The sequence below is a fragment of the Candidatus Latescibacterota bacterium genome, from assembly GCA_020633725.1.
Taxonomy (GTDB): domain Bacteria; phylum Krumholzibacteriota; class Krumholzibacteriia; order JACNKJ01; family JACNKJ01; genus VGXI01.
Window position 1 is genome coordinate 149358 of record JACKDC010000003.1, and the last position, 26553, is coordinate 175910.

Annotated in this window: 22 protein-coding genes; 7 read left to right on the forward strand and 15 right to left on the reverse strand. The window is 70.9% G+C overall.

Annotation, left to right across the window (positions count from 1 at the left end; genetic code table 11):
* Positions 1–34: 34 nt before the first annotated feature.
* The 7 genes from H6693_08020 to alr all read left to right on the forward strand — a co-directional run bounded on the left by H6693_08020 (position 35) and on the right by alr (position 6449).
* Positions 35–535 carry a response regulator gene (locus H6693_08020; GenBank protein MCB9516126.1) on the forward strand — a complete coding sequence of 167 codons (501 nt, stop codon included), beginning with the start codon at positions 35–37 and terminating at the stop codon, positions 533–535.
* Positions 536–558: 23 nt separating this feature from the next.
* Entirely contained in the window at positions 559–1458 is a 900-nt protein-coding gene (locus tag H6693_08025) for a response regulator (GenBank protein MCB9516127.1), read from the forward strand.
* 5 nt (positions 1459–1463) lie between these two features.
* Positions 1464–2936 carry a BON domain-containing protein gene (locus tag H6693_08030; protein ID MCB9516128.1) on the forward strand — a complete coding sequence of 491 codons (1473 nt, stop codon included), beginning with the start codon at positions 1464–1466 and terminating at the stop codon, positions 2934–2936.
* Positions 2937–3048: 112 nt separating this feature from the next.
* On the forward strand, positions 3049–3567 hold the full coding sequence (locus H6693_08035; GenBank protein MCB9516129.1) for a DUF309 domain-containing protein: 519 nt from the start codon (positions 3049–3051) through the stop codon (positions 3565–3567).
* Positions 3568–3672: 105 nt separating this feature from the next.
* Positions 3673–4029 (forward strand): PilZ domain-containing protein, encoded by a 357-nt coding sequence (locus H6693_08040; GenBank protein ID MCB9516130.1) that lies wholly within the window; start codon positions 3673–3675, stop codon positions 4027–4029.
* Positions 4030–4119: 90 nt separating this feature from the next.
* Positions 4120–5289 carry an amidohydrolase gene (locus H6693_08045; protein ID MCB9516131.1) on the forward strand — a complete coding sequence of 390 codons (1170 nt, stop codon included), beginning with the start codon at positions 4120–4122 and terminating at the stop codon, positions 5287–5289.
* Entirely contained in the window at positions 5286–6449 is a 1164-nt protein-coding gene (gene alr, locus H6693_08050) for an alanine racemase (protein MCB9516132.1), read from the forward strand. Before H6693_08045 ends, alr begins: the two co-directional genes overlap by 4 nt.
* Here alr and H6693_08055 read toward each other — a convergent pair.
* The 15 genes from H6693_08055 to H6693_08125 form a co-directional block, all read right to left on the reverse strand.
* The gene (locus H6693_08055) at positions 6446–7879 is read right to left on the reverse strand and encodes a sodium:solute symporter family protein (protein MCB9516133.1); all 1434 of its coding nucleotides are present in this window, start codon (positions 7877–7879) and stop codon (positions 6446–6448) included. The two genes, alr and H6693_08055, sit on opposite strands and share 4 nt — an antisense overlap.
* A gap of 1 nt (position 7880) precedes the next feature.
* Positions 7881–9038 (reverse strand): alanine racemase, encoded by a 1158-nt coding sequence (locus H6693_08060; GenBank protein MCB9516134.1) that lies wholly within the window; start codon positions 9036–9038, stop codon positions 7881–7883.
* Positions 9035–9511: a GNAT family N-acetyltransferase gene (locus H6693_08065; GenBank protein ID MCB9516135.1), complete on the reverse strand. Its 477-nt coding sequence runs from the start codon at positions 9509–9511 to the stop codon at positions 9035–9037. The genes H6693_08060 and H6693_08065 overlap by 4 nt, the downstream gene beginning before the upstream one ends.
* A gap of 378 nt (positions 9512–9889) precedes the next feature.
* Positions 9890–11335, reverse strand: coding sequence for a hypothetical protein (locus H6693_08070; GenBank protein ID MCB9516136.1), 1446 nt, complete (start codon positions 11333–11335; stop codon positions 9890–9892).
* Positions 11336–11500: 165 nt separating this feature from the next.
* On the reverse strand, positions 11501–13762 hold the full coding sequence (locus H6693_08075; protein MCB9516137.1) for a hypothetical protein: 2262 nt from the start codon (positions 13760–13762) through the stop codon (positions 11501–11503).
* Between the two features lie 139 nt (positions 13763–13901).
* Positions 13902–15545, reverse strand: a complete 1644-nt coding sequence (locus H6693_08080; GenBank protein ID MCB9516138.1) for a PQQ-binding-like beta-propeller repeat protein — start codon at positions 15543–15545, stop codon at positions 13902–13904.
* A 168-nt stretch (positions 15546–15713) separates the two neighbouring features.
* Complete coding sequence (locus H6693_08085; GenBank protein ID MCB9516139.1) at positions 15714–16478, reverse strand: hypothetical protein; 765 nt, start codon at positions 16476–16478, stop codon at positions 15714–15716.
* A 159-nt stretch (positions 16479–16637) separates the two neighbouring features.
* Entirely contained in the window at positions 16638–17195 is a 558-nt protein-coding gene (locus H6693_08090) for a hypothetical protein (GenBank protein ID MCB9516140.1), read from the reverse strand.
* 14 nt (positions 17196–17209) lie between these two features.
* Positions 17210–18625, reverse strand: a complete 1416-nt coding sequence (locus H6693_08095; protein ID MCB9516141.1) for a DUF2190 family protein — start codon at positions 18623–18625, stop codon at positions 17210–17212.
* 167 nt (positions 18626–18792) lie between these two features.
* The gene (locus tag H6693_08100; GenBank protein ID MCB9516142.1) at positions 18793–20202 is read right to left on the reverse strand and encodes a DUF2190 family protein; all 1410 of its coding nucleotides are present in this window, start codon (positions 20200–20202) and stop codon (positions 18793–18795) included.
* Between the two features lie 117 nt (positions 20203–20319).
* Positions 20320–21648, reverse strand: coding sequence for a YeeE/YedE family protein (locus tag H6693_08105; GenBank protein ID MCB9516143.1), 1329 nt, complete (start codon positions 21646–21648; stop codon positions 20320–20322).
* 9 nt (positions 21649–21657) lie between these two features.
* Positions 21658–22170, reverse strand: a complete 513-nt coding sequence (locus H6693_08110; GenBank protein ID MCB9516144.1) for a YeeE/YedE family protein — start codon at positions 22168–22170, stop codon at positions 21658–21660.
* Complete coding sequence (locus H6693_08115) at positions 22167–24422, reverse strand: cytochrome b/b6 domain-containing protein (protein ID MCB9516145.1); 2256 nt, start codon at positions 24420–24422, stop codon at positions 22167–22169. Before H6693_08115 ends, H6693_08110 begins: the two co-directional genes overlap by 4 nt.
* Complete coding sequence (locus H6693_08120; GenBank protein MCB9516146.1) at positions 24419–25837, reverse strand: tetrathionate reductase family octaheme c-type cytochrome; 1419 nt, start codon at positions 25835–25837, stop codon at positions 24419–24421. The genes H6693_08115 and H6693_08120 overlap by 4 nt, the downstream gene beginning before the upstream one ends.
* A 145-nt stretch (positions 25838–25982) precedes the next feature.
* Positions 25983–26552, reverse strand: coding sequence for a sigma-70 family RNA polymerase sigma factor (locus tag H6693_08125; GenBank protein MCB9516147.1), 570 nt, complete (start codon positions 26550–26552; stop codon positions 25983–25985).
* Position 26553 lies beyond the last annotated feature (1 nt).

The window sequence follows — 26553 nt, forward strand, 5'->3', positions numbered from 1 at the left end:
GGCACGCCGGCTGCCTAGGCCGGGGTGACGCGGCGTGCTGCCCGCGGGGAACCCCGGCGGCCAGCTCGCCCACGCGAAGGAGGACATCATGGTGAACGCCGTCCAACCCGCCGGATTCAAGTCCCCGCAGGCCGAGCCGGGGCTCCGCACCGAGCCCCCCGTGGTCCTCGTGGCCGAGGACGACGCCGCCATGCGCACGCTGCTCGGCCGCGTCCTGCGCACGGCGGGCTACGACGTGCTCGAGTGCCGCGACGGCTGGGAGCTGCTCGACGTCATGGACGCGTCGCTGCCCGACACGGCGCGCGCCCGGGTCGACCTGGTCATCACCGACAACCGCATGCCGGGCATCACCGGCCTCGACCTGCTCGCGCTGGGCCAGGCGACGCGCGACTTCCCGCCGACCATCCTGATCACTGCCTTCGGCGACGTCGACACCCACGCCGAGGCGCGCGCCAGCGGCGCGGTCTGCGTCTTCGACAAGCCCTTCGATCTGGATCGCCTGCTCGACCGGGTGAAGTCCGTCGTCCCCCTCTAGCCCGCAGCGGAAAGGAACGCACCATGTCCGACGCAGCAACCACAGCCACAGCACCCGCTCGGCGGCCCCACCTGCTCCTCGCCGACGACGACTACGAGATGCGCAAGCTCCTGCGCTGGTCCCTCGAGCACGCGGGCTACCGGGTGACGGAGTGCCCGGACGGCCACACCCTGCTGAAGAAGCTCGAGGCCGAGACGGGCGGCGGCGACGGCGAGCGCTACGATCTCATCGTCACCGACGTCCGGATGCCCGGGGTGACGGGCACCGAGGCCCTGCGCCAGGGCTGGCTCCGCGGCGACTGGCCGCCGGTGATCCTGATCACCGCCTTCCCCGATCCCGAGCTGCGCGAGCGCGCGCTGCGGCTGGGCGCGCAGGCTGTGCTCGCCAAACCCTTCGACGTGGACCTGCTCGTCGCCCTGGCCGGCCGGATCCTGCCCGCCCGGTCCCTCGCCCGCGCCGACGACGCCCAGGGCGCCGCCCCCCCCACCCCCGCGGAACCGCGCCTCCCCTTCCCCGTGGAGATCACTTGCCGGCACGGCTCGCTGGCCGCGCCGCTGCGCGACTACATCCACGAGGCGGCGGCGCGCTTCGCCGACTGCGGCGGACAGATCCGCGACCTGAGCGTGGTCGTCGACGAAACGCGGCCCGACGAACACCGCAGGCGCCAGTTCCGCGTGAGCCTGCGCGTCCGCAGCGACGCCGGCAACATCGCCGTCAGCCTCGACGCCGACCGCGCCGGCGCGCATCCGAATCCCTATCTCACCCTGCACGCGGCCTTCAGCACGGCCTGGCATCGCCTGCAGCGTCGCCTGGAGCGGCGCGCGAACGGCAAGCCCGCGCCCGCCGGAGCGCGCGTGCGGCGCGCGAGGGAACAGCTGGCCAGCGCGGCCGCCGGGCCCTTCGCGCCGCTGCGAAAGGAGTAGCAGCCATGAAGCACGTCAACCGAGCCGTCGAGAGCCTGCTGATCCTCGCCCTGTCCGCGACGCCCGCGCTGGCCGCCGTGCGATCGGAGTCCTCGATGAGCATCCCCGACGACCAGATCACCGGCGCCATCGAGACGGAGCTCCTGGTCAACGACGCCGTGCCGGCCGAGGACATCAACGTGATGACGCGCGACGGCATCGTCACCCTGGACGGCAGCGTGAACAACCTGCTGGCCCGCGAGCGCGCGTCCGAGGTGGCCGAGAGCATCAAGGGCGTACGCGCGGTGGTGGACGAGATCGAGGTCAAGCCCGTGCCCCGCAGCGACCTCGAGATCCAGGGCGACGTGACCGCGGCCTTCGCCAGCGACCCGCTCACGCGGGACGACGGCATCGCCGTGAGCGTCCACGACGGGCACGTGACCCTCGACGGCCGCGGCGACTCCTTCGCCAAGCAGCGGCTCGTCACCGAGATCGCCGAGGGGGTGCGCGGCGTGAAGAGCGTGGAGAACGACATCACCGTGGAGCTGGAGCACGAGCGGCCCGACGCGGACATCGCCACCGAGATCCGCGCGCTGCTGCGCGACGACGTCCGCATCGACCCGGGCGCGGTGGGCGTCGCCGTGAAGGATGGCAAGGTCACGCTCAGCGGCGACGTCAGCAGCGCCTGGGAGCGCACGCTGGCCAAGCGCAAGGCCTGGGTGGCGGGCGTGCGGGCCGTGGACGTCTCCGGGCTGGAGATCGCCTGGTGGCGCGCGGACGATTCGCTCCGGCAGGACGCGGAGACGGCGGACCTGAGCGACGCGGACATCGACCGCGCCGTCGCCGGCGTGCTGGCCCAGGATCCCCGCGTCCAGGCCTTCGACGTGATCGCGGACGCGAGCTACGGCACCGTCACGCTGACCGGCGAGGTGGACAACCTCAAGGCCAAGCAGGCGGCGGCCGAAGACGCGCAGAACACCATCGGCGTCTGGCGCGTCGAGAACCACCTCCGCGTCCGGCCCGACAGCGCCTTCAGCGATGCGGAGCTCGTGACCCGCGTCTACGACGCCCTGGGCCGCGACCCCTTCGTGGGCTGGCACGACATCAGCGTCGCCGCCACGAACGGCACGGTGCGGCTCTACGGCGACGTGGACACCGACTTCGAGAAGCGCGAGGCCACGGACGTGGCCTACCGCGTGGGCGGCGTGCTGGCGGTGGACAACGCGCTCAACGTGAGCGCCGAACAGCCGCTCAAGAGCGACACGGCCATCCGCGACGACGTGGAGTCGCAGCTCTACTGGGATGCCGCGGTGAACGGCGGCGAGGTCCAGGTGAGCGTGGATGGCGGGGCCGTCACCCTGACCGGCGCGGTGGACACCTGGTACGAGTACACCCAGGCCGCCCAGGACGCCTACGAGGGCGGGGCGACCTCGGTCCGCAACGATCTCCAGGTGCGGAGCACCCCCGCGAAGGGCGCGCCGCTCGCGACGAATTCCTGACCCCCTGCAAGCCACGGCGGGGCGGGCGGCGACGGCCGCCCGCCCCCTGCGTTCCGCCGTGGACGCCCCCGCGCCTCCCCGCTATGCTGGCGGCTCGAAAGGAGCCGCGCGCATGGCCGATCCCCCGCGCTACACCGACCGCCCGCTGCCGCGCTACCGGCACCTGCTCGGACGCACGCCGCATCCGGTTCGGCATCCCGACGGACACTCCTACGGCGTCACGCCGCCCCTGCCGACCCCCATCCGGGGCGACGACTGGCAGGGCAACGAGGAGTTCCTCTACGGGATCGACCTCTTCAACCTGGGCTTCTGGTGGGAGAGTCACGAGGCGCTGGAGGGGCTCTGGCACGTCAGCGGCCGGCGCTCGCCGGTGGGGCACTGCCTCCAGACCGTGATCCAGTGCGCGGCGGCCCACCTGCAGGCGGAGCTGGGACGCGCGCGCGGCGGCGAGGCCCTGCTGCGCCGGGCGCGGGTCCACGCCGCCTCGGCCGGCGAGACCCGCCTGGGCCTCGACCTGGATGCGCTGCTGCGCGGCACCCGCGACTTCGTCCACGATCCGACCGGACCCGCCGCCCGCCTGCGGCTCGCCTGGCCAGACGGCGGCGAGGCCGACCCTTCGCGCGCAAGTTAGGGCTCAACTCCGCGCCGACGGTTGCCGATACGTCCCTGCAAGGGAGCGACCCCAGGGAGGGAACCCGGGGCTCGCCCGCTCAGCGCCACCTCTGGGAGGCAGATCATGGAAAACCGCCGCAAGTACGCGCGCAAGCTCATGTTCGACATGCTGCCGGTGTCGATCGCCGGCCTTGGCGACTGCATCGGCTACCTCGTGGACCTCACGCCGGCCGGCCTGATGCTGCGCTCCACCTGCCCGGTGGAGCCCGGCACCCGCTACGTCATCCAGGTCGAGCTGCGCGAGCCCGTGGACGGCCGCGAGACGCTCGAGATCGACGGCGAGTGCGTCTGGTGCCGGCGCGCCCCGGTGATGAACGGCTTCAACGCGGGCTTCCAGCTCGCGGACGACAGCGCCAACAGCAAGCGGTTGATCGAAGCGCTCAGCCGACCGCCGGTGCCTCTGCCCGACGACGAGGACTGACCCTCGACGCAGTCCGAACTGGCCGCAGCGCGCTGGGCGTGCTAGGGTGCCCAGGTTCGCCGTTGATTCCGTCTTCAGCCGTCTGGATCGATGTCCTCTCCGCCCGCAGAACTGCTAGCGCTCCGTCACCGCCTGCATCGCCTGGCGGAGCGGTCCGGTGAGGAGCGACGGACCGCCGACGCGGTGCGCGAGTTCCTGTCCCGGCAGTCTCCCGGTCGGATCGAAGCCGATCTCGGCGGCCACGGCGTGGCGGCCGTGTGGGACGGCCCGTCGCCCGGGCCCACGGTGCTCCTGCGCGCGGATCTCGACGCCCTCCCCCTCCCCGAATCGCTGGCGCTCCCCCACGGGTCGCTGACCGAAGGCGTCGCCCACAAGTGCGGCCACGACGGACACATGGCCATGCTGGCCGGCGTCGGCGTCGCCCTCGCGCAGCGCCCGCCCGCGCGTGGGCGCGCCGTGCTGCTCTTCCAGCCGGCGGAGGAGACGGGGGCCGGCGCGCGAGCCGTCCTCGACGACCCCCGCTTCGCCGCCATCGCGCCCGACCGGGTGCTGGCGCTGCACAACCTCCCGGGCTTTCCCACGGGCAGCGTGCTCCTGCGCGACGGGGTCTTCGCGAGCGCGTCCCGCGGCCTCGCCGTGACCCTGCGCGGCGTGACGTCCCACGCGGCCGAACCCGCCGCAGGTCGCAGTCCCGCGCTCGCCGTCGCGCAGCTCATCGCCGACTGGAGCGCCGCCCCGCAGCTGCACAGCGCGCTCGCGGAGGCCGCCCAGGTGACGGTGATCCACGCCCGCGTGGGCGAGCGCGCCTTCGGCACGAGCCCGGGCGAGGGCTGCGTCATGGCGACGCTCCGCGCCCACGAGACGGCCGTCATCGAGCGCCTGGCCGCTCACTGCGAGGAGCGCGCGCGGGGGCTCGCCACGGCCCACGGCCTCGAGATCCAGGTGGACTGGGTCGAGCCCTTTCCCGCCACCTGCTGCGATCCCGGCACCAACGCGGTGCTGGAAGCGGTGGCCCGGGAGCGAGGGCTCGTCGTGCGGCGCCTCGAGCATCCCTTCCCGTGGTCGGAGGACTTCGGCCACTTCACAGCCGTCGCGCCCGGCGCGCTCTTCGGGCTGGGGGCCGGGCCGGAGCAGCCCGCCCTGCACCATCCCCGTTACGACTTCCCCGACGCCCTGCTGGCCATCGGACCGCCGCTTCTCGAGGCCGCGCTGCGCCGTCTGCTCGCCCTGGACAAACCCGCCACGGGGGGAACCCCGTGAGCGATGGCGGCGTCACCTCCTCGTGGATCACCTTGCGCGCCGGCGCGCTCGAGGGCAACCTGCGCTGGCTGCGGCGACGGCTCGGCAGCCAGACGCAGCTCTGCTCCGTCGTCAAGGGCAACGCCTACGGCCATGGCATCGAGACCTACGTGCCGCTGGCCGAGCGCTGCGGCGTGCGGCAGTTCGCGGTCTTCTCCGCCCGGGAAGCCCAGCGCGTGCACGCCTGCTCCGGCAAGCGCAGCGAGATCATGATCATGGGCGACCTGCCGGACGCCGCCGTGGACTGGGCCGTCGCCGAGGGCGTGTCCTTCTTCGTCTTCGATCTCAGCCGCCTGGACGCCGCCCTGCAGGCGGCCCGGCGCGTGGGACGGGCGGCGCGCGTCCACCTGGAGGTGGAGACCGGCCTCAATCGCACGGGGCTCTCCGCGCGCTCCCTCGGCCGGGCGCTGGAGCGCATCGCGGCGCATCCCGAACAGCTGCGGCTCGACGGCGTCTGCTCGCACCTGGCCGGCGCGGAGTCGTCCACCAACCACTACCGCATCCAGCGGCAGCTCGCCGTCTTCCGGCAGCGCGTGGAGCAGGTGCGCGCGTCGGGGCAGGCGGACTTTCGCCGCCACGTCGCCTGCTCGGCCGCGGCGCTCCTGCGCCCGGAGACGCGTCTGGACATGGCGCGCGTGGGCATCGCCCAGTTCGGCTACTGGCCCAGCGAGGAGGTGCGCCTGGGCGTCCTCGGGGCGCGGCAGCGCAAGCGGCCCGTGCTGCGACGGCTGCTGACCTGGCGCAGCCGCGTCATCAACGTGAAGCGCGTGCCGAGCGGCGAGTTCATCGGCTACGGGCACCACAGCCAGGCGCTGCACACGATGCGCGTGGCCGCCGTCCCTGTGGGCTATGCCGACGGCTTCCCTCGCGACCTGGGCAACCGGGGGCGCGTGCTGGTCCACGGCGAGCCCTGCCACGTGATCGGCGCCGTGAACATGAGCATTCTGCTGGTGGACGTGTCCTACCTCGCCGGGGTCCGCAACGGTGACGAGGTGGTGCTCATCGGCCACCAGGGTGAGCGGGAGATCACGGTGGGCGCCTTCGGCGAGATGTTCCACGCCCTCAACTACGAGGTGCTCCTGCGGCTCTCCGCGGACATCCCCCGCATCGTCGTCGACTAGGCGGCGGCCGGACGCAGGCGCCGCGTCAGCACCATCGACGCGAAGGCCACCGTCGCGACCAGCACCCCGAACACGGCGGGATCGAAGGTCTCGGCCCAGGGTGTGAAGCGGTAGGCGAAGGTAACCGCGATCGCGATCAGCATGGTCGTGAGGATCATGCGGGTGAGTCCCGGCGAGCGCTCCTTCGAGAAGACCCCCACCACCACCGGCACGATGATCGCCGGCGCCCACAGGTGATAGGTGAAGAGCAGCAGACTGATGATGTCCGGCCACAGCACGGCGATCGCCGTGGCCGCGATGCCGAGCCCCGCCGAGCACCAGCGCGCCAGGCGGAGGATCCGGCCGTCGCCCTTGTCCTCCCAGCCCAGCTGGTGCTCGAAGAGGTCCTTCACGAAGATGGCCGTGGACGAGTTCAGCGCGCTGTCGGCCGAGGACATGACCGCGCTGAGCAGTGCGGCGATCAGGATCGCGCCGATGATCGGGTTGTTCAGGTCCTTCACGACCACCGGCAGGGCCTGCTGCGCGGTGATGTCGCCGTGCCACATGCGGCCGTAGAGCGCGATGACGAAGATGATCACCGGGAAGGTGAGCATGAGGAAGCCGCCCACCCCGGCGATGCCCAGCTTGGTATCGCGGATGCTCCGCCCCACGCAGTAGCGAGTGGCGTAGCCAGGGGCGAAGGTCTCGCCGAAGAGAAAGGCCAGGAAGGTGGTCACCAGGAAGAGCCAGCCCTTGCCGCCCTCGGGGCTGAAGAAGCCGTCGGGCACGGTGGTGGTGATCGTCCCCCAGTTGGCGCTCAGCTCGGGTAGGCAGATGGCCGCCGTGACCAGAAAGCCGATGTACAGCACCACGAACTGGATGATGTCGGTGTAGATCACGGCCATCAGGCCGCCGGCGGTGCTGTAGATCACCACCATGGCCCCACCCACGATGATGGCCCAGCGCAGCACCTGCACGTTGTCGGCGAAGTTGGGCAGCAGCGTGGACAGCACCGTGCCGAAGGCCGCCATCTGCGCCGCGATGATGAAGACGCTGAAGAGCAGCGACACGACCAGCACCACGAAGCGCGGCCCCTCGCCGAAGCGGTGGCCGAAGTAGCCGGCCACCGTGTAGAGCTCCGCCCTGCGGAAGTGCGGGGCGACGAAGAGCCCCGAAAAGAGGAAGTGCAGGTAGCCGGCCGTGGAGACCAGCACCATGAGCAGGCCCCACTCGTAGGTCTTGCCCACGGCGCCGATGGAGTAGCCACCGCCGATCACCGTGGCGCCCATGGTGGCGAAGAGCATCCACCACGGCACGTTGCGCCCGGCGAGCAGGAAGTCGTCCGCCTCGCCGATCTTGCGGGCCTTGAGCGTGCCCTTGACGAAGATGAAGCCCAGATAGGCGGCGATGATGCCTAGGCGCAGCAGCTCGCTTCCGCTGTAGCCGAACACGCTAGCTCAGCAGCCCGTCGAGGACGCTGGGGACGCGCTCGGCGTGGCTCCCGTCGTCGTGCGCGGCCATGAACGCGCCCAGCGGCGGCACGAGCACCTTCTCCATGTAGCGGTTCGTCATGAGGCGCAGGGTGGCGCCGTAGTTGGGACGGAAGCGGATGGACTGCCCCACCTCCAGCTCGCCGGGGCTGCCGCCCACGTTCACGACGGTGAGATCGCTCGTGGCGCCGGCCAGCACGTGCCCCGGCGCGATGGGTGTGAGCCCCTGCACCTCGGTGTCGAGCTGGCCGAGGGTCACAATGGCGCGCTGCCCCCGCTGGCCCGGGCTGATCTCGTCCTCCGTCTGGAGGCTCTCGAAGGGCGTGACCGCCGACAGCTCGCCCACCGGGACCAGGCTCTTCTCGCGGAGTTCCACGATCTCGGCCTCCACCGTGATCGCGTCGCTCCGGAATCCCGGCAGCGTGCCGCCGTTCACCAGATCCGTCCCCAGGAACACCGCCTCGCCGATGCGGAAGTGGTTGATGCTCTTCGGCAGCGTCTTCGACTGCAGCAGCGGCAGCACCACGCTGGTGCCGGCCGAGATCAGCGGCAGCTCGTGCTCGAACTTCAGCTCCAGCAGTTCGCGGTAGAGGATGAGCTGCATGAACTGGTCGATGTTGGGCACCGTGCCCGACAGGCAGCCCAGGTTCGCGCCGATCCCGAGCACCTCGATGTTCTCGAGCTCGAACACCCGCCGGTAGAATCCCACCAGCGCCCCAGGCAGCACGCCCTCGCGCAGATCGCCCAGCTCGATCATGATGATCACGCCGTGCCGCTTGTCCCGCGTCGCCGCCTCGGCGTTCAACGCCTCGATGGTGGCGATCTCGCTGTTCAAGGTGACGTCCGACACGGCCACGATCTCGCCGATGGCCGACATGTGCGGCAGGCGCAGGTACCAGGTCTCGAACTCGGTCTTCAGTTCGCGCGCCGCCGTCAGGTTCGCGATGCGCGAGTCGGCGATCGACCGCACGCCGAGCGCGCCGAGCGCCTGCAGGGACTCCGAGTGGCCGCAGAGCACCTTGGTGACCAGCGACCAGCTCGCCCCGTGCTCGGCCATCAGCGTGTTGACGCGGCCGATGTTGTGCTGCAGCGCTTCCAGGTCGATCAGGACGCGATTCATGGCGTGTACCGCATCTCGGCGTACTTCGTGCTGAAGCCGATGCGCTCGTAGAGCCGCTTGGCGGGATTGTCGTACTCCACGTGCAGCTTGACCGCGCCGTCCAGGCCGCCGCACGCCTCCTCGATGATGCGCCGGCCGAGGCCCTGGCCGCGCAGGTCCGGACGCACCGTGACGAAGAGCAGCAGATGCTCGGGCACGTAGCCGCCCATGCCCGTCGAGAGCATGAGCAGCGCGCCGGCCAGCCCGTCCCCCTGCTCCGCCAGCATCAGGAAGCCGCCCTTGCCCGGCTCGGCGCTGAAGGCGTAGTCCAGGGCGCGCTCCACGTCGGGGATGCTGTCGTGGTAGGGCTTCATCGTCTCGTGGAAGAAGCGCGCGAGCTGCGCACGGCCGGCCCAGGCGGGCAGATCGCCCTCCCGGTCCACGCGATGGAGGGTGGCCGCGCCTGGCGGCGTGGCGGCGCTGGGGCGTGTCATGGCGGTCGTCCTTTCCCCGTGGAGTGGAGCGGGAGTGCGCGTCGAGCCCTGCGGCAGGCCGGGGCATGCCAAGGACCCTGCCTGACCTGGGCCGGCAGGTTCCGTGCGCGAGCGAATCCACAAAGGGGGAGAGGCGGAGTCGGAGACTCCCCAGACGCAGATTGCACACACTTTCCGATCGGGGGCTCGCGAGCGCGGGCCCGTCCCACTTCGATTGTGTGAGGCGTTAACCGTAACAAGACATCCGCGCGCTGGCAAGGCCGGTTTCGAAAAGATGTGCGGGCGATGCGCCGCCGCACGGGTCCGAAAACGAAGGTCCCCCCCGGCGTTGGTCGAACCGGGGGGGACGTTGCGCGCGATGCGCTGCGGGCGGGCCCGCTAGAAGCTGACGGTCTCCAGCGCCTCGTGACGGCCGTTGACCAGCGCCACGAGGCCCTCCGCGATGCCCTGCATCTCCTCGGCCTGGGCCGAGAGCTCCTCGGACGCGCTGGCCGACTCCTCCGCGTTGGCGGCATTGTCCTGCACCACGTGCTCGATCTGCGAGAAGGTCCGGCGGATGAGATCGATGCCCGTGGCCTGCTCCTGCGACGAGGCCGCGATGTCCGAGACGAGCGCCTGCACGGTCTGCGTCGCGCTGGCCACCTCGGCGAAGCGGGTCGACGTGCTGTCCACCAGCTCGGAACCCCGGCGCACGGTGCTCCCCGTGCCCTCGATCAGCGTCGCCGTCTCGCGGGCGGCGTCGGCCGCGCGCATGGAGAGCGTGCGCACCTCGTCGGCCACGACCGAGAAGCCCGCCCCGGCCTCGCCGGCGCGCGCGGCCTCGACGGCCGCGTTGAGGGCCAGGAGGTTGGTCTGGAAGGCGATGTCGTCGATGGTCTTCACGATCCGCGCCGTCCGCTCGCTGGCGGCGGCGATCTCGTGCATGGACTCGAGCAGCTCGGCCATCGTGGCGCTGGCCGACTCCACCACGCGGTTCGCCTCTTCCACGCTCCCCTTGGCGTGGTCGGCGTTGGCCGCGTTCTGGCTGGTCATCGCGGAGATCTCGGTGAGCGACGCGGTGGTCTCCTGCAGCGAGCTCGCCTGGGTGGACGCGCCGTCGGCGAGCTGCATGCTCGCCGAGGCCACCTGGCGCGACGCCATCCTGACCTGTGCCGTCGCGCTGTTCATGCCCGTGGCGGCGCCGCGGATCTTGCGCGTGATGCTCAGCTCGATGACATAGGCGCTGAGGCAGAGCAGCAGGATCGCGATCACCACGCTGACCACGCCGGTCAGCACGCTGCGCCGGGCCACCAGCGCATTGGCGGCCTCCTCGGCGTCGACGAGCTCCTGCTCGGCCAGGGTGACGACCTTGTCGATGGCGGCGCGGTGCTCGCCATACAGCGCGCGCAGGGTGTCCAGCGACTCCTCGGCGCGGGCGGCATCGCCCCGGTTCACTGCGGGAATCATGGTTTCCTTGGCCTCGCGGTAGAACGCGAGGGCCGGCGCGGTGGAGGCTTCGAGCAGGCCCGTCTTCATGGCGCCGTCGGGGAGCACGGCGGCCCAGTGGTCGTGGCGCCGCAGGTACTCCGCCTCGCGCTCGCCGAGGTCGGCGACGATGGCGTCCCGCTCGGGGCCGGCCGGGACGTCGAGCAGCTCGTGACACAGCAGGTAGCTCTCGATGATGTACTCCGGCGGCGGCAGGATGTCCGCGACCAGGTCCTTGCCCTGCACGATGGCGGTGTAGTGAGGTCCGCCCACTCGCGCACGCTGGATGGTGTCCCAGCCCACCCCCGCAAAGACCACGTAGCCGACCAGGCTCAGGGCCAGCAGGCTGTACAGCTTCAATCGCAAACTCATCCCAGGCCTCACAGGTTGGGGTCCACGTCCATTCGGATCCTGGTATCGGCTGGATTTCGAGCGATCTTTATGGAATTGTCACCATGTCGTTCCTCGGAACGAAAAGGGGGAGGCAGCAGGCTGCCTCCCCCCGTGAGTCAATATCCGTAACTGCTAGCGCAGCAAGGTCATACGGCCCACCTGCGCGCTGCCGAGAGCCTCGAAGCGATACAGGTAGACGCCCGCGCTCATGGCGTGCCCGCGGGAGTCGGTGCCGTCCCAGACCACGTGGTGGTCCCCCGCGCCCGTCTCGCCCGAGACCAGGGTGCGCACGCGGCGACCGGCGAGGTCGAAGACCTCGAGGTTCACCTGCGCCGCCCGCGGCATGACGAAGCTCAAGGTCGTCTGCGCGCCGAAGGGGTTGGGCTGGTTGCCGAGCAGCTGGGGACGGCCGAAGATCGGCGCATCCGCCACGCCCGTGCTGGTCTGGATCTCGAAGTTCGTGTTCGAGATGTCGAAGAAGACGTTGTCGGCCGCCTCCACCTTCACGCGCGCCGTGGTCGTGACGACCGCCGGGGCGTTCACCTGCTCGACGCCATCGTTCGGCGTGTTGCTGGCCAGCGTGTAAGGCCAGGTCACGCCGCCGTCCACGGACAGCAGGATGTTGACGTTCGCGCAGCTCACCGGCGCCGCGGTGGTGCCGGCCACGTCCCAGGTGACGGTCTGCAGCGCGCCTGCGCTCCAGGTGACGGCCGTGTTCGGATCGGTCACCAGGAAGGGGCCGGAGCTGGCCACGGTGAAGGCGAGGTTGTCGTAGTTCACGCCCACGCCGCCGGCCTGCACGTCGCGCACGGTGACGCGGAAGTTGAGGCTGCGGGTGTAGGTGGGCAGCAGCTCGCCGATCGTGTGCACGTTGTTCAGCAGGTCGCTCTGCTTCGGGAAGGTGCGGGTCGGGCTCGTCACCGGGTCGAAGGAGCGGAAGATCGGCGCGTTGCCGCTCGGCGCGTTGGGGTGTCCGGCGGCGCCGAGGTCGGCCTCCTCCCAGCAGTAGTAGGCGGTGCCGGTGGTCGTCGCCGTGGCGGTGAGCGCGAAGGGCGTGCTCAGCGGAATCGCGAAGCCGCCGGTGCCGGCGTCGACGGTCGGCTCGATGGCGCCGGTGGCCGTGGTCACCGGGCAGCCGTTGCCCGCGCCGAAGTTCGTGTAGTTGACGATCTCCTGGATGCTGACCCAGTGGAAGTAGTCGTCGCTGTGGGTCTGCAGGTTCTGCGAACCGCAGATGCCCGCGTAGGCCATGATCGTGGAACCGCTGCCCGGCTCGTAGGCCGTGGCCGCGTTGCGGTTGCCGCCCGCGCAGGAGCCGGCGTTGCCGTTGAAGGTGTGGTTGCCGGCGTACTGGTGCCCCATCTCGTGGGCCACGTAGTCGATGTAGAAGGGATCGCCGATGGGCGCGGGCAGGCCCGTCACGCCGCGCGCCTTGAGGCCCGCGCGGCAGATCACGGCCAGGCCGGCGATGCCGCCGCCGCCCGTGGAGAACACGTGGCCGATGTCGTAGTTGGCCGTGCCGATCACCGCGTCCAGGTTCGCCTGGTTCTGGCCCAGCATCGTGCTGCCGTTGTTGTTCGTGTAGGGGTCGGTGCCGCTGTTGGTGTAGACCACGAGGTCGTTGTTGGCCACCAGCGTCATGTGGATCGAGACCTCGCGCTCGTAGACCTCGTTCACGCGGTTCATGGCCGTCACGATGGCCGCCATGCCCGCGGCGACGGTGCCGCCGTGGTAGGCCGTGTACTCGCCCGTCGCCGCCACCACGGTGCGGTAGGTGCGTAGCTGCGTGCCGGAGCGATCGCCGCCCTGGCCGTTCTCGCCGAGCACGTCGGGCGTGAGCTCGGGATCCCGCTCCACCGTGCAGTCGAAGCTGCGGTCGGAGCTGAAGTCGTGCTTGTAGTAGCTCTGGTAGTGGGCGGTGTCGTCGCGCTGCCAGGGATCGATGTAGAAGGAGCCGTTCGGCGAAACCACCATGCCGTGGAAGCCGGTGGGCGTGAGGTCGAAGCGGCCGGTGGCGGCGGGGTCGTCCACGCCGCGGCCCCAGTAGGTCGTCAGCTCGGGGAACTTCGCGGCCAGCTCGGGCGCCATGATCGGCGACTCCGCGATGGCGAAGCGCTGCGTGCCGCCGTAGGGCATGGGCAGTTCGATCTCGATGCTCTGTCCGCTCTCGCGCGCGGGCGCGAGCTCGAGCTGCGCGCGCAGGGCATTCAGGTCGACGCTCACGGTGCGCGCGCGATCGGGGACGATCTGACGCTCCCCGGTCTGCAGGATCGTGGAGGGCGCGACGTCGGACCAGAGGTCCGCGGCCGTCGCGATCCCGGGCGCTGCGCCAGCGAGCAGGCAGAGGGCCAGCGCGGCGCCGGCCAGATGACGGAGTGACGTGGGCAGTCTCATCGTGGGCAACCTCCCGGTTGGGCTCGTCGAGGAAGAGGGGCGGGGGCGGGTGCGCCGCCAGGCACAATCATACCACGAGTGCCCCTGCCGCCTGCCAGTGCGCAGTGCTGTTGAGGAGTGGCGGCTCCTGAACGCGCAATTAGTAGCGTCCGCGAATCGCGCTCATGCTGCTCGGCGCGACGGCCGTGGCATGCGCCGCGGTCGCGACGCCACGCGGTCCATTGGCCAGGGGAATCACGGGCTCGACGTTGCCCCCGTCGGAGAGATTGGCGCGCAGGATCTGGTAGAGGCCCTGGGACCAGTAGAGCTTTCCGTCGCCCGGTCCGAGCGCGATGCCGAGCAGGGTGGAGCCGGCGGTGGCCAGAGGGGTGAGCTGGCTGCTGTTCACGTCGTAGCGGAAGATCTCGTAGGCGCTGCTGTCGGCGATGTAGAGCAGGCCGGTGGCGCTGTCCATGGCGAGCGCGTCGGGGTTGGTGAGACCCGCGATGTTCAGCGTTTCGCAGCCGGTGCCGTCGAGGTTCGACCGCTGCAGGGCGGCGCCGGCGGTCCAGTAGAGCTTGCCGTTCGCGGCGTCGAGCGCGAGGCCGGTGGGAAAGGACGGCACGCAGCTCGGGTTGAGGTCCTGCACCGACGCCCCCTCGTAGTCCGCGCGATAGAGCGAGGAGTTCGTGACCCAGTAGAGCAGATCGGCGTCGGTGTCGAGCGCGATGGCCTCCGCCGTCCCCGAGAAGTCCGAGGTCACGCGGCGGAAGTCGCTGCCGTCCTCGTTCACGCGGAAGATGTGCGCGCCGTCGGCCCAGAACAGAACGCCGGCTTCAGGGTCGCGCTCCAGGTCGCTGGGCGTCCCCATGTAGGCGTGGGTGAGCGTCTTGCCGCCCACGAGCGGATCGGTGCGGTAGAACGCGCGATCGCCGTTGTGCCACCAGGTGAAGGTGCCGGTGACGGGATCGGCCGCCACGCCCCAGGGCCCGTAGTTCTCGCCGTTGATGACCTGTGTGAGATCGCTGCCGTCGAGGTTCATGCGGTACATGCGGCCGGCGATGTAGTCGCTGACGAAGAACAGCCGGTCGGCCGTCGTGTCCACGGCGATGTCGCGCAGGTTGAAGAAGCCCTGGTTGGACGCGAGCACGACGAGGTTCGCTCCGTCTTCGTCCGTGCGGACCACGCGCTCGGTGCCGTCCTCGGTCCAGAAGATCCAGCCGTGCCCGGGATGGACGGCGAGGCTCAGCGGGTTGTAGAGGCCGCTGGCGAGCGTGTCCACCGCGCCGCCGCCGAGTCCGGTCGCGAGGACCGCCTCCGCGGTGGCGTCCGCCCAGAAAAGCCGCCCGGTCGAGGGGTCCACCGCCACGCCGGTGGGCTCCGGCAGATCGCCGTAGAGGGACTCGGGCGAGCTGCCGTCCAGGTTCGCACGGGAGAGCGTGTGCAGGGTCTGGGCGGTCCAGTAGATCTTGCCGTTCACCGTGTCCAGCGCGATGTAGCTCGGCAGCGGCGTGCTGAGCAGGACCTCGGGGTTTGTGCCGCCGTCCAGGTCGGCCCGCGCGAGCTGGTTGCGGCTGCGGTCGGCCCAGTAGACCTTGCGCGCCGCCGCGTCGATGGCCAAATGCTGCGCGCTCTCCATGACGAAGTGCGCGAGGGTGACGGTGTCGCTGCCATCGGTGTTGGAGCGCTGGATGGCGTCCTCGCCGGCCTCGACCCAGAAGAGGTAGTCCGCCCGCGCGGGCGAAACGATGAGCGCGAGGACGACGAGCAGGAGCGCGGAACGCGCGGAGAGGCGTCGGGGCACCGTGGACCTCCGGGTGAGGGCGTGAGGGTGCCGGGAAGTCTAGCAGTTGCCGGGAGGCGGAAACAGTGCGTTTCCCTACGGACGCCGAGGAGAGGGGCACGGGGGAGACGCTGCTCCCCCGTGCCCCTCTCGTCCGTCGCAGTGATGCAGCGCTGCGGCGGCGTGCCGCTAGTAGTCGCCGAAGTCGTTCGGGTCCGTGCTCGCCGCGACCTCCGCCGCATCGGAGACGCCGTCGTTGTCGGTGTCGCTGTCGTAGGGATTCGTCCAGGCGACGTAGAGCTCCTGATAGTCGTTCAGGGTGTCGCCGTCGGTGTCGAGACCGGCCAGCGTGGTGGAGTCGGGGACGTTGAGGATCACGAAGGAGTACTGGTCGGGGTTGCAGAGCACGTCCGGCCAGAGACCCGTGAAGCCCACCTGGAAGTCGAGGATGTCGTCGCCCACGATGTCGGTGGGCGTGGTGGCCAGGTCCTTCACCACCAGCTTGTAGTCGCCCACCGCGCTCACGGCGTCCTTGGCGTAGAGGTAGGTGTTGCCGTAGTCGCTGCCCACGGACCAACCGCCCTGCAGCGCGGTCTGCCCGAGGGAGACGCCGTACCAGACGTGGAAGTAGACGTCGGTGAGCGTGAAGGTGCCGCTGAAGGGGCCCGTGGGACCGTAGTCGAAGACGACGAAGCGGTCGCAGTGGGTGTGCTCGTCCCGCGTGGGCAGCGCCTTCTGCATCGTACCGTAGTCGTGCAGCGGATTGCCGTCGGCGCGCAGGTAGTACAGGTCGTCGATGTCGTCGGTGCTCCCGAGGCCGCCGCCGTAGGCGTTGATCCCGCCCTGCGGGGTCAGCGGCGCGGTGGGATCGTCGCCGCTTCCACTGCAGGCCTGCAGCCCCACGGCCACGATCAGCGCCATCGCGCCGATTCCCAGAGCTTTCTTCGCGTTCATGTCCTGCTCCTCTCGTGTTGCGATCGCCCGCAGGCCGAGCCCGTGCGGCTGCAGGGCGGCGGCCTCGGCCTTGGATCTGGAGAGGTTGGACGGAGAAGTTGGAGCGATTACGGGCCGCGCCGACAGAAAGGCGGGGGACCCTCGCCCCCCGCCTCGAAGCTACTTCAGCAGGATGCCCTTCTGCCGGGCGCTGTCCGGCCCGGCGTCGAGACGGAACAGGTAGACGCCGCTCGCGGCCGGCGCGCCGGCGTCGTCCCGGCCGTCCCAGCTGCGCGAGTGGTGGCCGGCCGGCAGGGGACCGTCCTCCAGCACGCGCACGCGCGCGCCACGCAGATCGTAGACGACGAGCCGCACCTGCCGCGGCGAGGGCAGGTCGAAGTCCAGGCGCGTGTTCGGGTTGAAGGGGTTGGGCACGCCCGCGCGCAGCCGGAAGGCCAGCGCCTCGGCCGGCGGGTCGTCGTCCACGCCCACGGCGAAGCTCTCGCTCTCCCAGAAGCCGCCGAGGACGGCAAGGGGCCCGCCGTGCAGGGCGCCGGCGTCGGGTTGCCCGGCCGTGCCGCCCAGCGAGAACTGTCCGCCGGCCAGCGGCGTGGCGCCGCCGCCGTCCACCGTGCTCCAGGTGAGATCGTAGGGACCGCCGGACTGCCCCCAGGCAGCGCTCGCCGCCAGCACGAGCAGGCCTATCGGGCCGAGGGCCAGGAAGATCGTGCGTCTCATGATCTGTGCTCCTCTCAGCGCAGGGAGATGAAGACAGGGACGGTGCCGCCCGACGCCGACGCCAGGGCGGTGCCGATGGTCGGCGCGCCTTCCGCGACGACCATGCCGTTCAGGGACTCGGTCCGCAGGGGACGCGCGGCGCCGGTCGCGTCCGCGGTCAGCCGCGCGCCCTTGGCGATGCTCGCGCCGGGCGCCACGCGGACCTCCGCCACCCCGAGCACGACCAGGGCGACGTAGTCGCCCGCCCGCGCCGGGCCGTCCGCGCTCTGCAGCGACCTGGCTCCCTCGTCCTCCTTGCCCGGAGCCAGGTCGAAGACCATGCGGCCCGTCACCACGCCCACCAGGCCGTCGGCGCCGCCGCTGGCGCGGCGCACCTGCACCAGCCGTTCCGTGCCGCCGGGCACGGGAGGGGTCAGGCCGTCGGCGACCACGAGGTCGCCACGTTCCAGGACGTCAGGTCCGGTCACCGAGGCGATCAGGGTTTGCGCGCTGGCGAAGACGTTGCCGGCCGAGATGTTGTCGACGGTGTAGAGCGCCCACTCCCCGGAGGCGTTGGCAGTGTTGGGCCAGAGCCCGTAGTAGCTCACGCCGGGGTTGGGAGGAATGTAGAGGCCGTAGTGGGGAAAGCCGAAGCTGGTGTGCCCGACTTGCACGCCGTCGTCCCCGGTCTGGATGACCTCGATGCCGTCGGTCGACGAATTGCCGACGCGCAGGCCGCCGGTGGACGGGACCGTCAGCCGCAGTCCATCCGCGTAGAGATGCCAGCCGGCGATGTGGTAGGCGTCGGCGTCGACGGTCGTGTAATAGGTCCAGGCGCGGTAGGTTCCGCCGGTGGCGAAGCCGATGAAGGGCCAGCCGTCGGGATCCGAGGTCTCCACGTACATGCCGCCGTAGGTGCCGGGACCGGCCTGCGCGCGCACGCCGAACTTCTCGTTGCCGGTGATCTGCCCGCTGCGCCCGATGCCGACGAACCCGTTGGCCTCGTCCGTGTAGACGTTCGGCATGCCCAGCGCGTAGGGCGTGGGCGTCAGCTCCTGGCGGGGCGCAAGCAGTGTGTAGCCGCCGCCTCCGGATGGGCGGACCGAGATCTCGAGCCAGCGCGCACCGCTCCCGAAGGCGAGCGTGCCGAAGTCGAGACGCACCGTGAAGCGTCCGTCGGCGACGTTCACGCCGGCCAGGTTCGCGGTCGAACCGATCTGCGCGCCGCCGGCCGAGGCATCGTAGAGCGAGAGCTGCAGGTCGTACTGGCCGCTGGCGGGCAGTCCCTCGTCCATCAGGCGTCCCTGATAGGTGAAGGCCGTGCCCACGGGCGCGCCGAGCGCCGGGACGGCGAGGGTGAGCAGCAGGACCGTCAGGAGCTGCAGCGGAAGGGACTTGCGAGGACGCCGCAGCGGTGGAGCCACGCGGCGCAGGGTGGACGTGAAGGCCATGGCAGGATCTCCCATCGTTGTCGAGTCGTCTGGGGTTGAGCGAGATAAGGCACGATTCTCTACCGCAAGACCGGAGGCGAGGGCGCAAAGTTCTCGGCCTTCGGCGGCGCAGCCGCCTCGCGCGCGGCCAGGCCGAGTCGAGATCGGTGAGCCCAGGGGCGATGTCATCAGCGCAGGGAGACGAAGACGGGGACCGTGCCGCCCGACGCCGACGCCAGGGCGGTCCCGACCGTCGGTGCGCCTTCCGCGACGAGCATTCCGTCCAGCGTCGCGGTGCGCAGAGGTCGCGCCGCGCCGCTGGCGTCCGCGGTCAGCCGCTCGCCCCTGGCGATGCTCGCGCCAGCCGCCACGCGCACGTCCGCCACGCCTTGCACGACGAGGGAGACGAAGTCGCCGGCCCGCGCGGGCCCGTCGGCGCTCTGCAGCACCTGCTCGCCTTCAGCCTCTTTGCCCGGCGCGGTGGCGAGCACGAGACGCCCGGCCACCACGCCCGCCAGGCCCTGGGCCCCAGCCGTGGCGCGGCGCACCGTGACCATCCGGGTGACGCCCCCCTCCAGGGGAGCCACGACGCCATCGGCGACGACCACGTCGCCCACCTCGAGCGCCTCCCCCCCGGTCACGCTGGCGACGAGCGTCTGCGCCGCGGCGAGGAGGTTGCCGGCGAAGAGGTTGTCCGTGGTGTACAGCGCGTAGTTGCCCGAAGCGTTCGCGGTGTAGACGAGGAGCGCGATGTTCGACACCCCGGGGGACGGAACGTAGAGGCCGTAGAACGGAAAGCCGATGGACCCGCCCACCTGCATGCCGTCATCTCCCGTGTGCATGATCTGGATGCCGTCGTTGGTCGTATCCCCGACGCGCAGGCCACCGGAGGTCGGCACCGTCACCCGGGTCCCGGACACGTTCAGGTGCCAGCCGGCGAGATGGAAATTGTCGAGATCGGTCGTCGAGCAGTAGGTCCACGCCCGGGCCACGCCAGCCGTGGCATAGCCATAGAAGGGCAGACCGCTGACGTCGGAGGTCTCCGTGTACATTCCACCATAGAAGCCGGCGCCGGTCTGGGCGCGAATGCCGAAGACCTCCGCACCCGTGAGGGGATTCGATCGGCCGATACCCACGAAACCCTGGAGCTCGTTGGTGTAGACGTTCGGCATGCCCAGCGCGTAGGGCGTGGGTGTCAGCTCCTGGCGGGGCGCGAGCAGCGTGTAGGCGCCGCCGCCGGACGGGCGGACGTAAATCTCGAGCCAGCGACCGCCGCTCCCGAAGGCGAGCGTGCCGAAGTCGAGCTGAACGGTGAAGCGTCCGTCGGTGACGTTCGCGCCGCCGAGCAGGACCGTCGAACCGATCTGCGCGCCGCCGCCGGCGGCGTCGAAGAGCTTGAACTGGAGGTCGTAGGAGCCACTGGCCGGCAGCCCCTCGTCCATCAGGCGTCCCTGATAGGTGAAGGCCGTGCCCACGGGCGCGCCGAGCGCCGGGACGGCGAGGATCAGCATCGACACTGCGAAGAACCACGACAGCATGCACTCGCGAGCCCGCCGCTCTGGCGAACGCGCACCGTGCGAGGGGGGCATGAAGTTCATGGCGGAGTCTCCCTTCTGTCTCGACGCCGTCGAGACGGTGCCAAGGAAGACGCAATTATACCGAGAAATTGGACGGATTTCCGCTGGGATTTGCGATGAATTCCCGGCCGCGGCCGATCAGCCGCAGCCCCCCTTCACCACCGCGCGCTTCGTGAGCTTGACCTTGTGCTCGAACTGGGCCGCGGCGGGCGTCTCCGCCACCCCGGCGGCCGAATGGCCCGGCGACTCCGGATTGGCCGAGAGATAGCAGTCGAAAGGCAGCTTACGGTAGCTGATCTCCGGCCGCGCGGAGTCGCAGCAGTCCCCCACCGAGCGGAAGAACGTGAAGGCCAGCGACTCGGGCTCGCGCGGCCCCTCCTTGGCCTCGGCCAGGCAGGGCAGGGGCGGGAAGGCCGTGAGCCAGCCGTTGATGCCGCCCTCCACGATGTAGACGTTCTGCACGCCCTGCCCCACCAGCAGCCGCCAGCCGTCCGTGGCCACGGCCTCGTCGTTGGAGAGGGTGAACACGGCCGTGTTGGCCGGCAGCGCGCGCAGCGGTCCCACGACCGCCGGGTCGCGGAGGTCGTCGAGGCTCAGGTTCACGGCGTGCCTGGGGTGGAACAGGTTGAAGTGCGCCTCGCTGCGCAGATCGATGATCCGGGTGTAGACGCCCGTGTCGTGCACGAGCTCCGCCACCTCCAACGGGCTGGCATAGACGGCCCGCGTCTCGAGCTTGTCCTCGTTGTTCGAGGCCACCAGCTCCCAGCGACGGTCCGCGCCGGGCTGTCCGCGCAGCGCGGCCACGCCCGCCACGGCGAGCAGCGCGATGCCGAAGGCCCAGGCCGCCGGCCGCTTGGGGTAGAAGCGCAGGGACTGGGCCGGAATGCCCCGCCCGAAGTGTCCCTCCAGCAGCTCGGCCAGCAGGAACATGAAGAGCGCCATCGCCACCACGCCCAGCATGACGACGCCCGCATCCACGTGGAAGAGCTCGGGCAGCGTGAAGCGGCCCAGGTCCGAGCTGTTCCAGAACGCCTCGAAGCGGCCGACCGTCTCGCCGAAGGCGAAGATGCCGAGGACTACACCCGTGAGAAAGAAGAGGCCGTCGATCTTGAGCGTCGAGCTGGCCACCACCGAGGTGCCCGGGCAGAAGCCGCCGATGATGAAGCCCACCCCCATGATCAGCCCGCCCACGATCCCCGGCCACAGGTGCGTGGGATTCACGTAGACGCGCTCGAAGTCGAGCCAGCCCATGGCCGTGCTGAGGAAGATCAGCGCGCCGGCCACCACGATGCCGGTGAACATCACCTTGAGGACGGTCATGTCCCGCAGGTAGAACTGCCCCGCCAGCTTGCGCGAGTCGCCGAAGCCGGACATCTCCAGCGCAGCGCCGAAACCCATGCCGATGAGCAGGGGCGTCAGGATCGAGACGAGGCTGCCCCAGTCGCCGGTCAGGTTGAGCGGTGCCATGTCGCCCTCCTAGTTCCAGAGCCTGCGCACCGAGCGCGCGAAGAGATAGCCGCCGGCGAAGACCGCGAACATGAAGGCCCAGGAGCCCACCGAGAGCACCGCGCCCCCGCTGAGGGCCTGGCCCGATGTGCAGCCCCGGGCCATGCGCGCGCCGTAGCCCATGATCGCGCCGCCGACCAGCGCCATGGCCAGCCGCGTCCCGTTGCCGATGGACGGTCCCTTGCGGATCTCCGGCTTCACGCGCCCGAAGACGAGCCCCGAGGCCAGGCCGCCGAGCAGCGTGCCCAGGAGCATGAGCACCGAGGGGTCGCTCAGCGGGTTGCGCGAACCGCCGGCGTTCTGCGCGAAGTAGGCCACGCGGTCCACGTGGGCGGGCGCGACCGCGTCCACCACGGAGACCTGCACGCGGTTCAGCGCACCCGAGGCCCCCAGCCCGCCTCCCGTGAGGAAGAAGGCCAGGAAGAGCACGATGCCCAGCAGGGTGCCGCCGAGGTAGGGATTCACGTAGGGCTTGGCCTTCACGATTCGACCTCCTCCAGTTCGAGCGTCTCCCAGCCGCCGACCATGGCGCGCACGTTGGACGTGAGCGTCGCTCCCGTCGTGGTCAGATAGACGTGCGCCACGAGGAAGCTCAGGAAGAGCCAGGAGCCCAGGTTGTGGATCGGCGCGATCACGGCCAGGCCCAGCTCCGGGCTGAGCAGGCTCGGCCAGAGTCCCGCGATCCAGAGCAGGATGCCCGTCAGCACCTGCAGGGGAAAGAGCACGTTGAGCAGCCCGACGTAGGTGAGCTGCTGCAGCGGATTCAGCTTCTTCTCGCGGCTCTTCGCGCTGGGGTGGGCCGCACCCGCGAAGATGCCCCGCGTGTAGTAGAGCGCCTGCAGCGCCACGCGCCTGAAGAGCCCCTCGGGCTGCGGCAGGAACTGACGGATCTCCCCCGTGCTCACGTGATAGAAGAGCGAGAGTCCCGCGTTGAGGATCAGCAGCCCGGCCATCACGTTGTGCACGAGGATGGCCAGCGAGAAGCCCAGCGGCGCGAAGCCCTGCGGGCTGTGGATCTCGAGGCCCGTGAGGAGCAGCAGCGCGATGCTGCCGGCCATCGTCCAGTGCCAGATCCGCTCGTAGAGCCCGTACATGTACACGCGCGGTCCCGCCGGATGCGCCGCCGTGGCGCCGCGGCCGTTGCTGCCGCGCGCCCGCATCAGGGCGTGGGCGAGCACGCCGAGCACGGTCAGCGCGAACAGCGTGAGGCCGACGATCTCGCTCCAGGGCCGCCGGTCGTGGCCGAGCACGTAGGTGTCGCCCGCCTCCTTGCCGCCGCCCGCGGTGACGAGCAGGCTGTCCCCCCGCGCCTCGAGGCTGCGGCCGCCGAGCACCGCCGCGGCGTCGGCGCTGAGCGTGGGCTCCACGCCCCCGGGCAGCGGCGCCGTGGTGAGCAGCACGGGCTCGTTGAAGCGGGAGTCGGCCGCGTGGCAGCTGGCGCAGGTGGAGGCCGTCCACTGGCCGCGCACCACGTCGTGGTGGATCGCGTGGGCGTCGACCGTGCCTCGGATGCGCGGCGACGCGACGCCCAGCGCCTCCAGCCGCGACCTGATCAGCGCCTCGCCCGCCGCGTCGAGGCTGAGCTCGCCGCCGCTGAGCAGGCCGTCGCCGTCGCGGTCGAGCGCGGCGAGCAGGTCGCGATGGTAGTGGCCGTGCGCGTCGACGAAGGCGGCCTTGACCGTGGCCCAGGGCACGGGCGCGGCGTCGTCGCCCGCGACCCACTCCCAGCGCGCCACGAGATTGAAGGGCGCGAACTGGCGGCGGCCGTCCCGCTGCACGCGCCCGAGGAAGGGACGGTAGCCCGCGAGGTACCAGGTGCTCGGCGCGCGGAACTCCGCGCCGACCACCCCGCGGAACTCCATGCGCGGGCCGCCGTCCTCCGTGACGACGGTGCGGTCCATCGCCGAGAGGGCCGGCGCGAGCAGCCGCGGCACGTGGCAGGTCTCGCAGGCCAGCGCCTCCAGGTGGCGCTCGGCGTAGGGCAGGCCCGCGTGCGCCTTGCCGGCCTCGTGGCAGTCGGTGCAGACCGCCGCCTGCAGCAGGTGATCGGGCTGCTCGAGGTAGGCGCTGATGCTGAGGGTGCGCGGGTCGTCCTTGAGGTGGACGAGCTCGCGCTTCACGAAGCGCGACTTCTTGGGGCTGTTGGCGGCGAAGTGACAGTCCGAGCAGTGCAGGCCGCGCGAGGCGTGCAGGTCCCAGGGGCGGCTGAGCGACGCCTTGTCGCGCAGGTTGAGCAGCGAGGACGACACCGCCTGCGGCGAGTAGACCTCGCCGGTGAGGAGGGTCTTGCCCACGGGGCCGTGTTCGTCGCCGGCGAGCAGGGCCTCGGGCAGCTCGAGATAGTCGCCGCCCTCGTGGACGAGCCCGTGGCAGCGCCCGCAGTTCATGTTGGCCGGCGGCGCCATGGGCATGAGCACGCGGCCGGCGGCGTCCGTCGACAGCGTGGCCACGCGCGCGCGGTCGCCGGGGAGGTGGCAGGTGAGGCAGTCCACGTCCACCGTACCCTGGTGATGCGAACTCCGCGCGCGGATGTAGGCGGTGTCATGGCAGGCGCCGCAGGTGCGTTCGGTCGAGAAGCTCGGATCGGCGCCGGACAGCGGGCGGCCGTTCGCGTCGAGGAGTTGCAGCGCCGGGTGCATGGTGTTCACCGGCAACGGCGTCTCCTCGGCCGCGCGCGCGGCGCCGACGCTCATCGCCGCCAGCAGGGCGGCCGCGATCAGGCGGGTCGTCTTCACTGGACTTCACCTCCCGTGGCCATGGGATCCGCGTCGTAGCCGAGCGCGGCCCAGTCCAGCCGGCCGGCGACGTCGTGGCAGTCGCGGCACTGCAGCGCCTTCTCGGCGGGCTGCACCATGTGCGAGAGCGGCCAGTACATGCGCGTGTCGGCAAAGTCGTACTCGCCGCTGAAGCTGAGGCCGACGTTCTCGGCCCCCATGGCCAGGGCCTTGGCCCAGTCGAACTCGTGCCAGTAGCCGCCCGCGCCCGAGGTGACCGGCGGCAGCAGGCGCTGCGACACCGCGTCGTAGGGCTGCTTGGCGTCGTGCACCTTGAAGGGCCAGATCTTGGCCGTGGGATCCTGCCGGTCGCCGCGGGGGGCGTTGAGGTCGGTGGGGCCGTCGCTGCGGATCGAATCGCCCACCAGGTAGCGGTTCACCGTGAGGTTGAACCAGCGGTACTGGGGCTTCACCGCCGTCTCGTAGACGAACTCGCCCTTGATCTTGAGGTAGTGGTGCGTGTCGTCCTGGCGCGAGTCGTCGCCGGCCTTGGACCAGTCCCAGGTCATCTTGGTGGGGATCTCGTTGGCGAAGGACGGGATGTGGCAGGTCTGGCACGCCACGCGCGCGGTGTGGGCGTTCAGCCGCCCGTCGCGGTGGGGTTCGGCCGGGTGGCAGTCCTCGCAGCCGATCCCGCCCCGGTGGTCGACGCTCACCGAGAAGGCCTTGCCCTTGATGCGATGGCCGTCGCCGCCGTGGCAGTCGATGCAGAGCATGCCCAGACGGCCCATGTGGACGTCCACGCTCTCGTCCGGGTTGTCCAGGCTCGAGTCCAGGTCGCCGTGCTTCACGCCCAGACCGCCGCCGCCGTAGTTGTGGCAGCCGCCGCAGTTGTCGCGCTGCGGGAAGCCCACGCTCCTGGCCGCCGCGAGCAGGTCCACCCCCGTGGCGGGCTCGCCGGCCTCGCCCTTCAGATAGCCGCCGCTGCGGTCGTGGCAGACCAGGCAGTCCACGTTCAGCGGATCGGCGAAGTCGAAGCCCGCGTCCCGCCAGCCGTAGCCCGCGTGGCAGCGCGTGCAGGAGGCCCAGTTGCCCTGGATGCCGATGCAGAAGTTGTTCAGCAGGTTCTTCTTGCCGATGAGGATCGCCTGACCGGTGGCGTCGGTGATGCGATCGCCCGTCCACTGGAAGTGCGCCGTGGGCATGACCTCGCGGGCCGCGTCCTCGTGGCACTCGAGGCAGGCACGGGTGACGTCGCGGCCCGAGGCGAAGGGCTCGTCGAAGTAGGCGCTGTGGTCCAGGTGGGCCCGGTGGGCCTGAAGTCGCGCCATGGGGTCCTCCGCGCGGTCGCGGCAGGACAGGAAGAGCAGCAGCAGGACCGCGGCGAGCGACAGGATCAGGGCGAGTCGGGCGCGGGGTGAAGGGCGTCTGGACATTCGGCCTCCTCGGACGCCGTGCGCGCGCCGAGGGGTTGGCGGCGGGCGTCCTACGCCCTGCCAATATCGACCAGATTACCGGGAAATCAAGGCTTGGAACTCTGATGAATTGCGTAAGCTACAGGGTTAATCGCATTTACCCGCGCTAGCCCGCCTCGGCGTCTTCGAGCCAGGTGAGCAGGAGTGAGCGCGCCTTGCGCCAGTCGCGCTTGACGGTGCGGTCGGTGACGTTCAGGGCGCCGGCGGTCTCGTCCACGGACAGCCCGCCGAAGAAGCGCAGCTCCACCACCTGGGCGAGGCGCGGGCTGAGGGCTTCGAGGCGGTCCAGGGCCTGATCCAGGGCCAGCACCTCGAGCACCTGCGACCCCGTGCCGGCGCGCTCCTCGTCGAGGGTGACGTGCGCCTGCCCGCCGCCGCGCTTGGCCGCCAGGCGACGCCGCGCGTGGTCCACCAGGATCTGCCGCATCGCCCGCGACGCCACCGACAGGAAGTGCACCCGGTTCTCCCAGTCGCCGCTGCCGGCCAGGCGCAGGTAGGCCTCGTTGACCATGCCGGTGGTGCTGAGCGTGGCGCCCCCCCGCCCGCGCAGGTGCGCGCTGGCGATGCGGCGCAGGTCGGGGTAGACGAGCGCGTAGAGCGTCTCCCGCGCGGCGGAATCGCCGGCGCCCACGGCGGCGAGCAGGCGCGTGATCTCGGGCTGGGGGGACGGGGACACG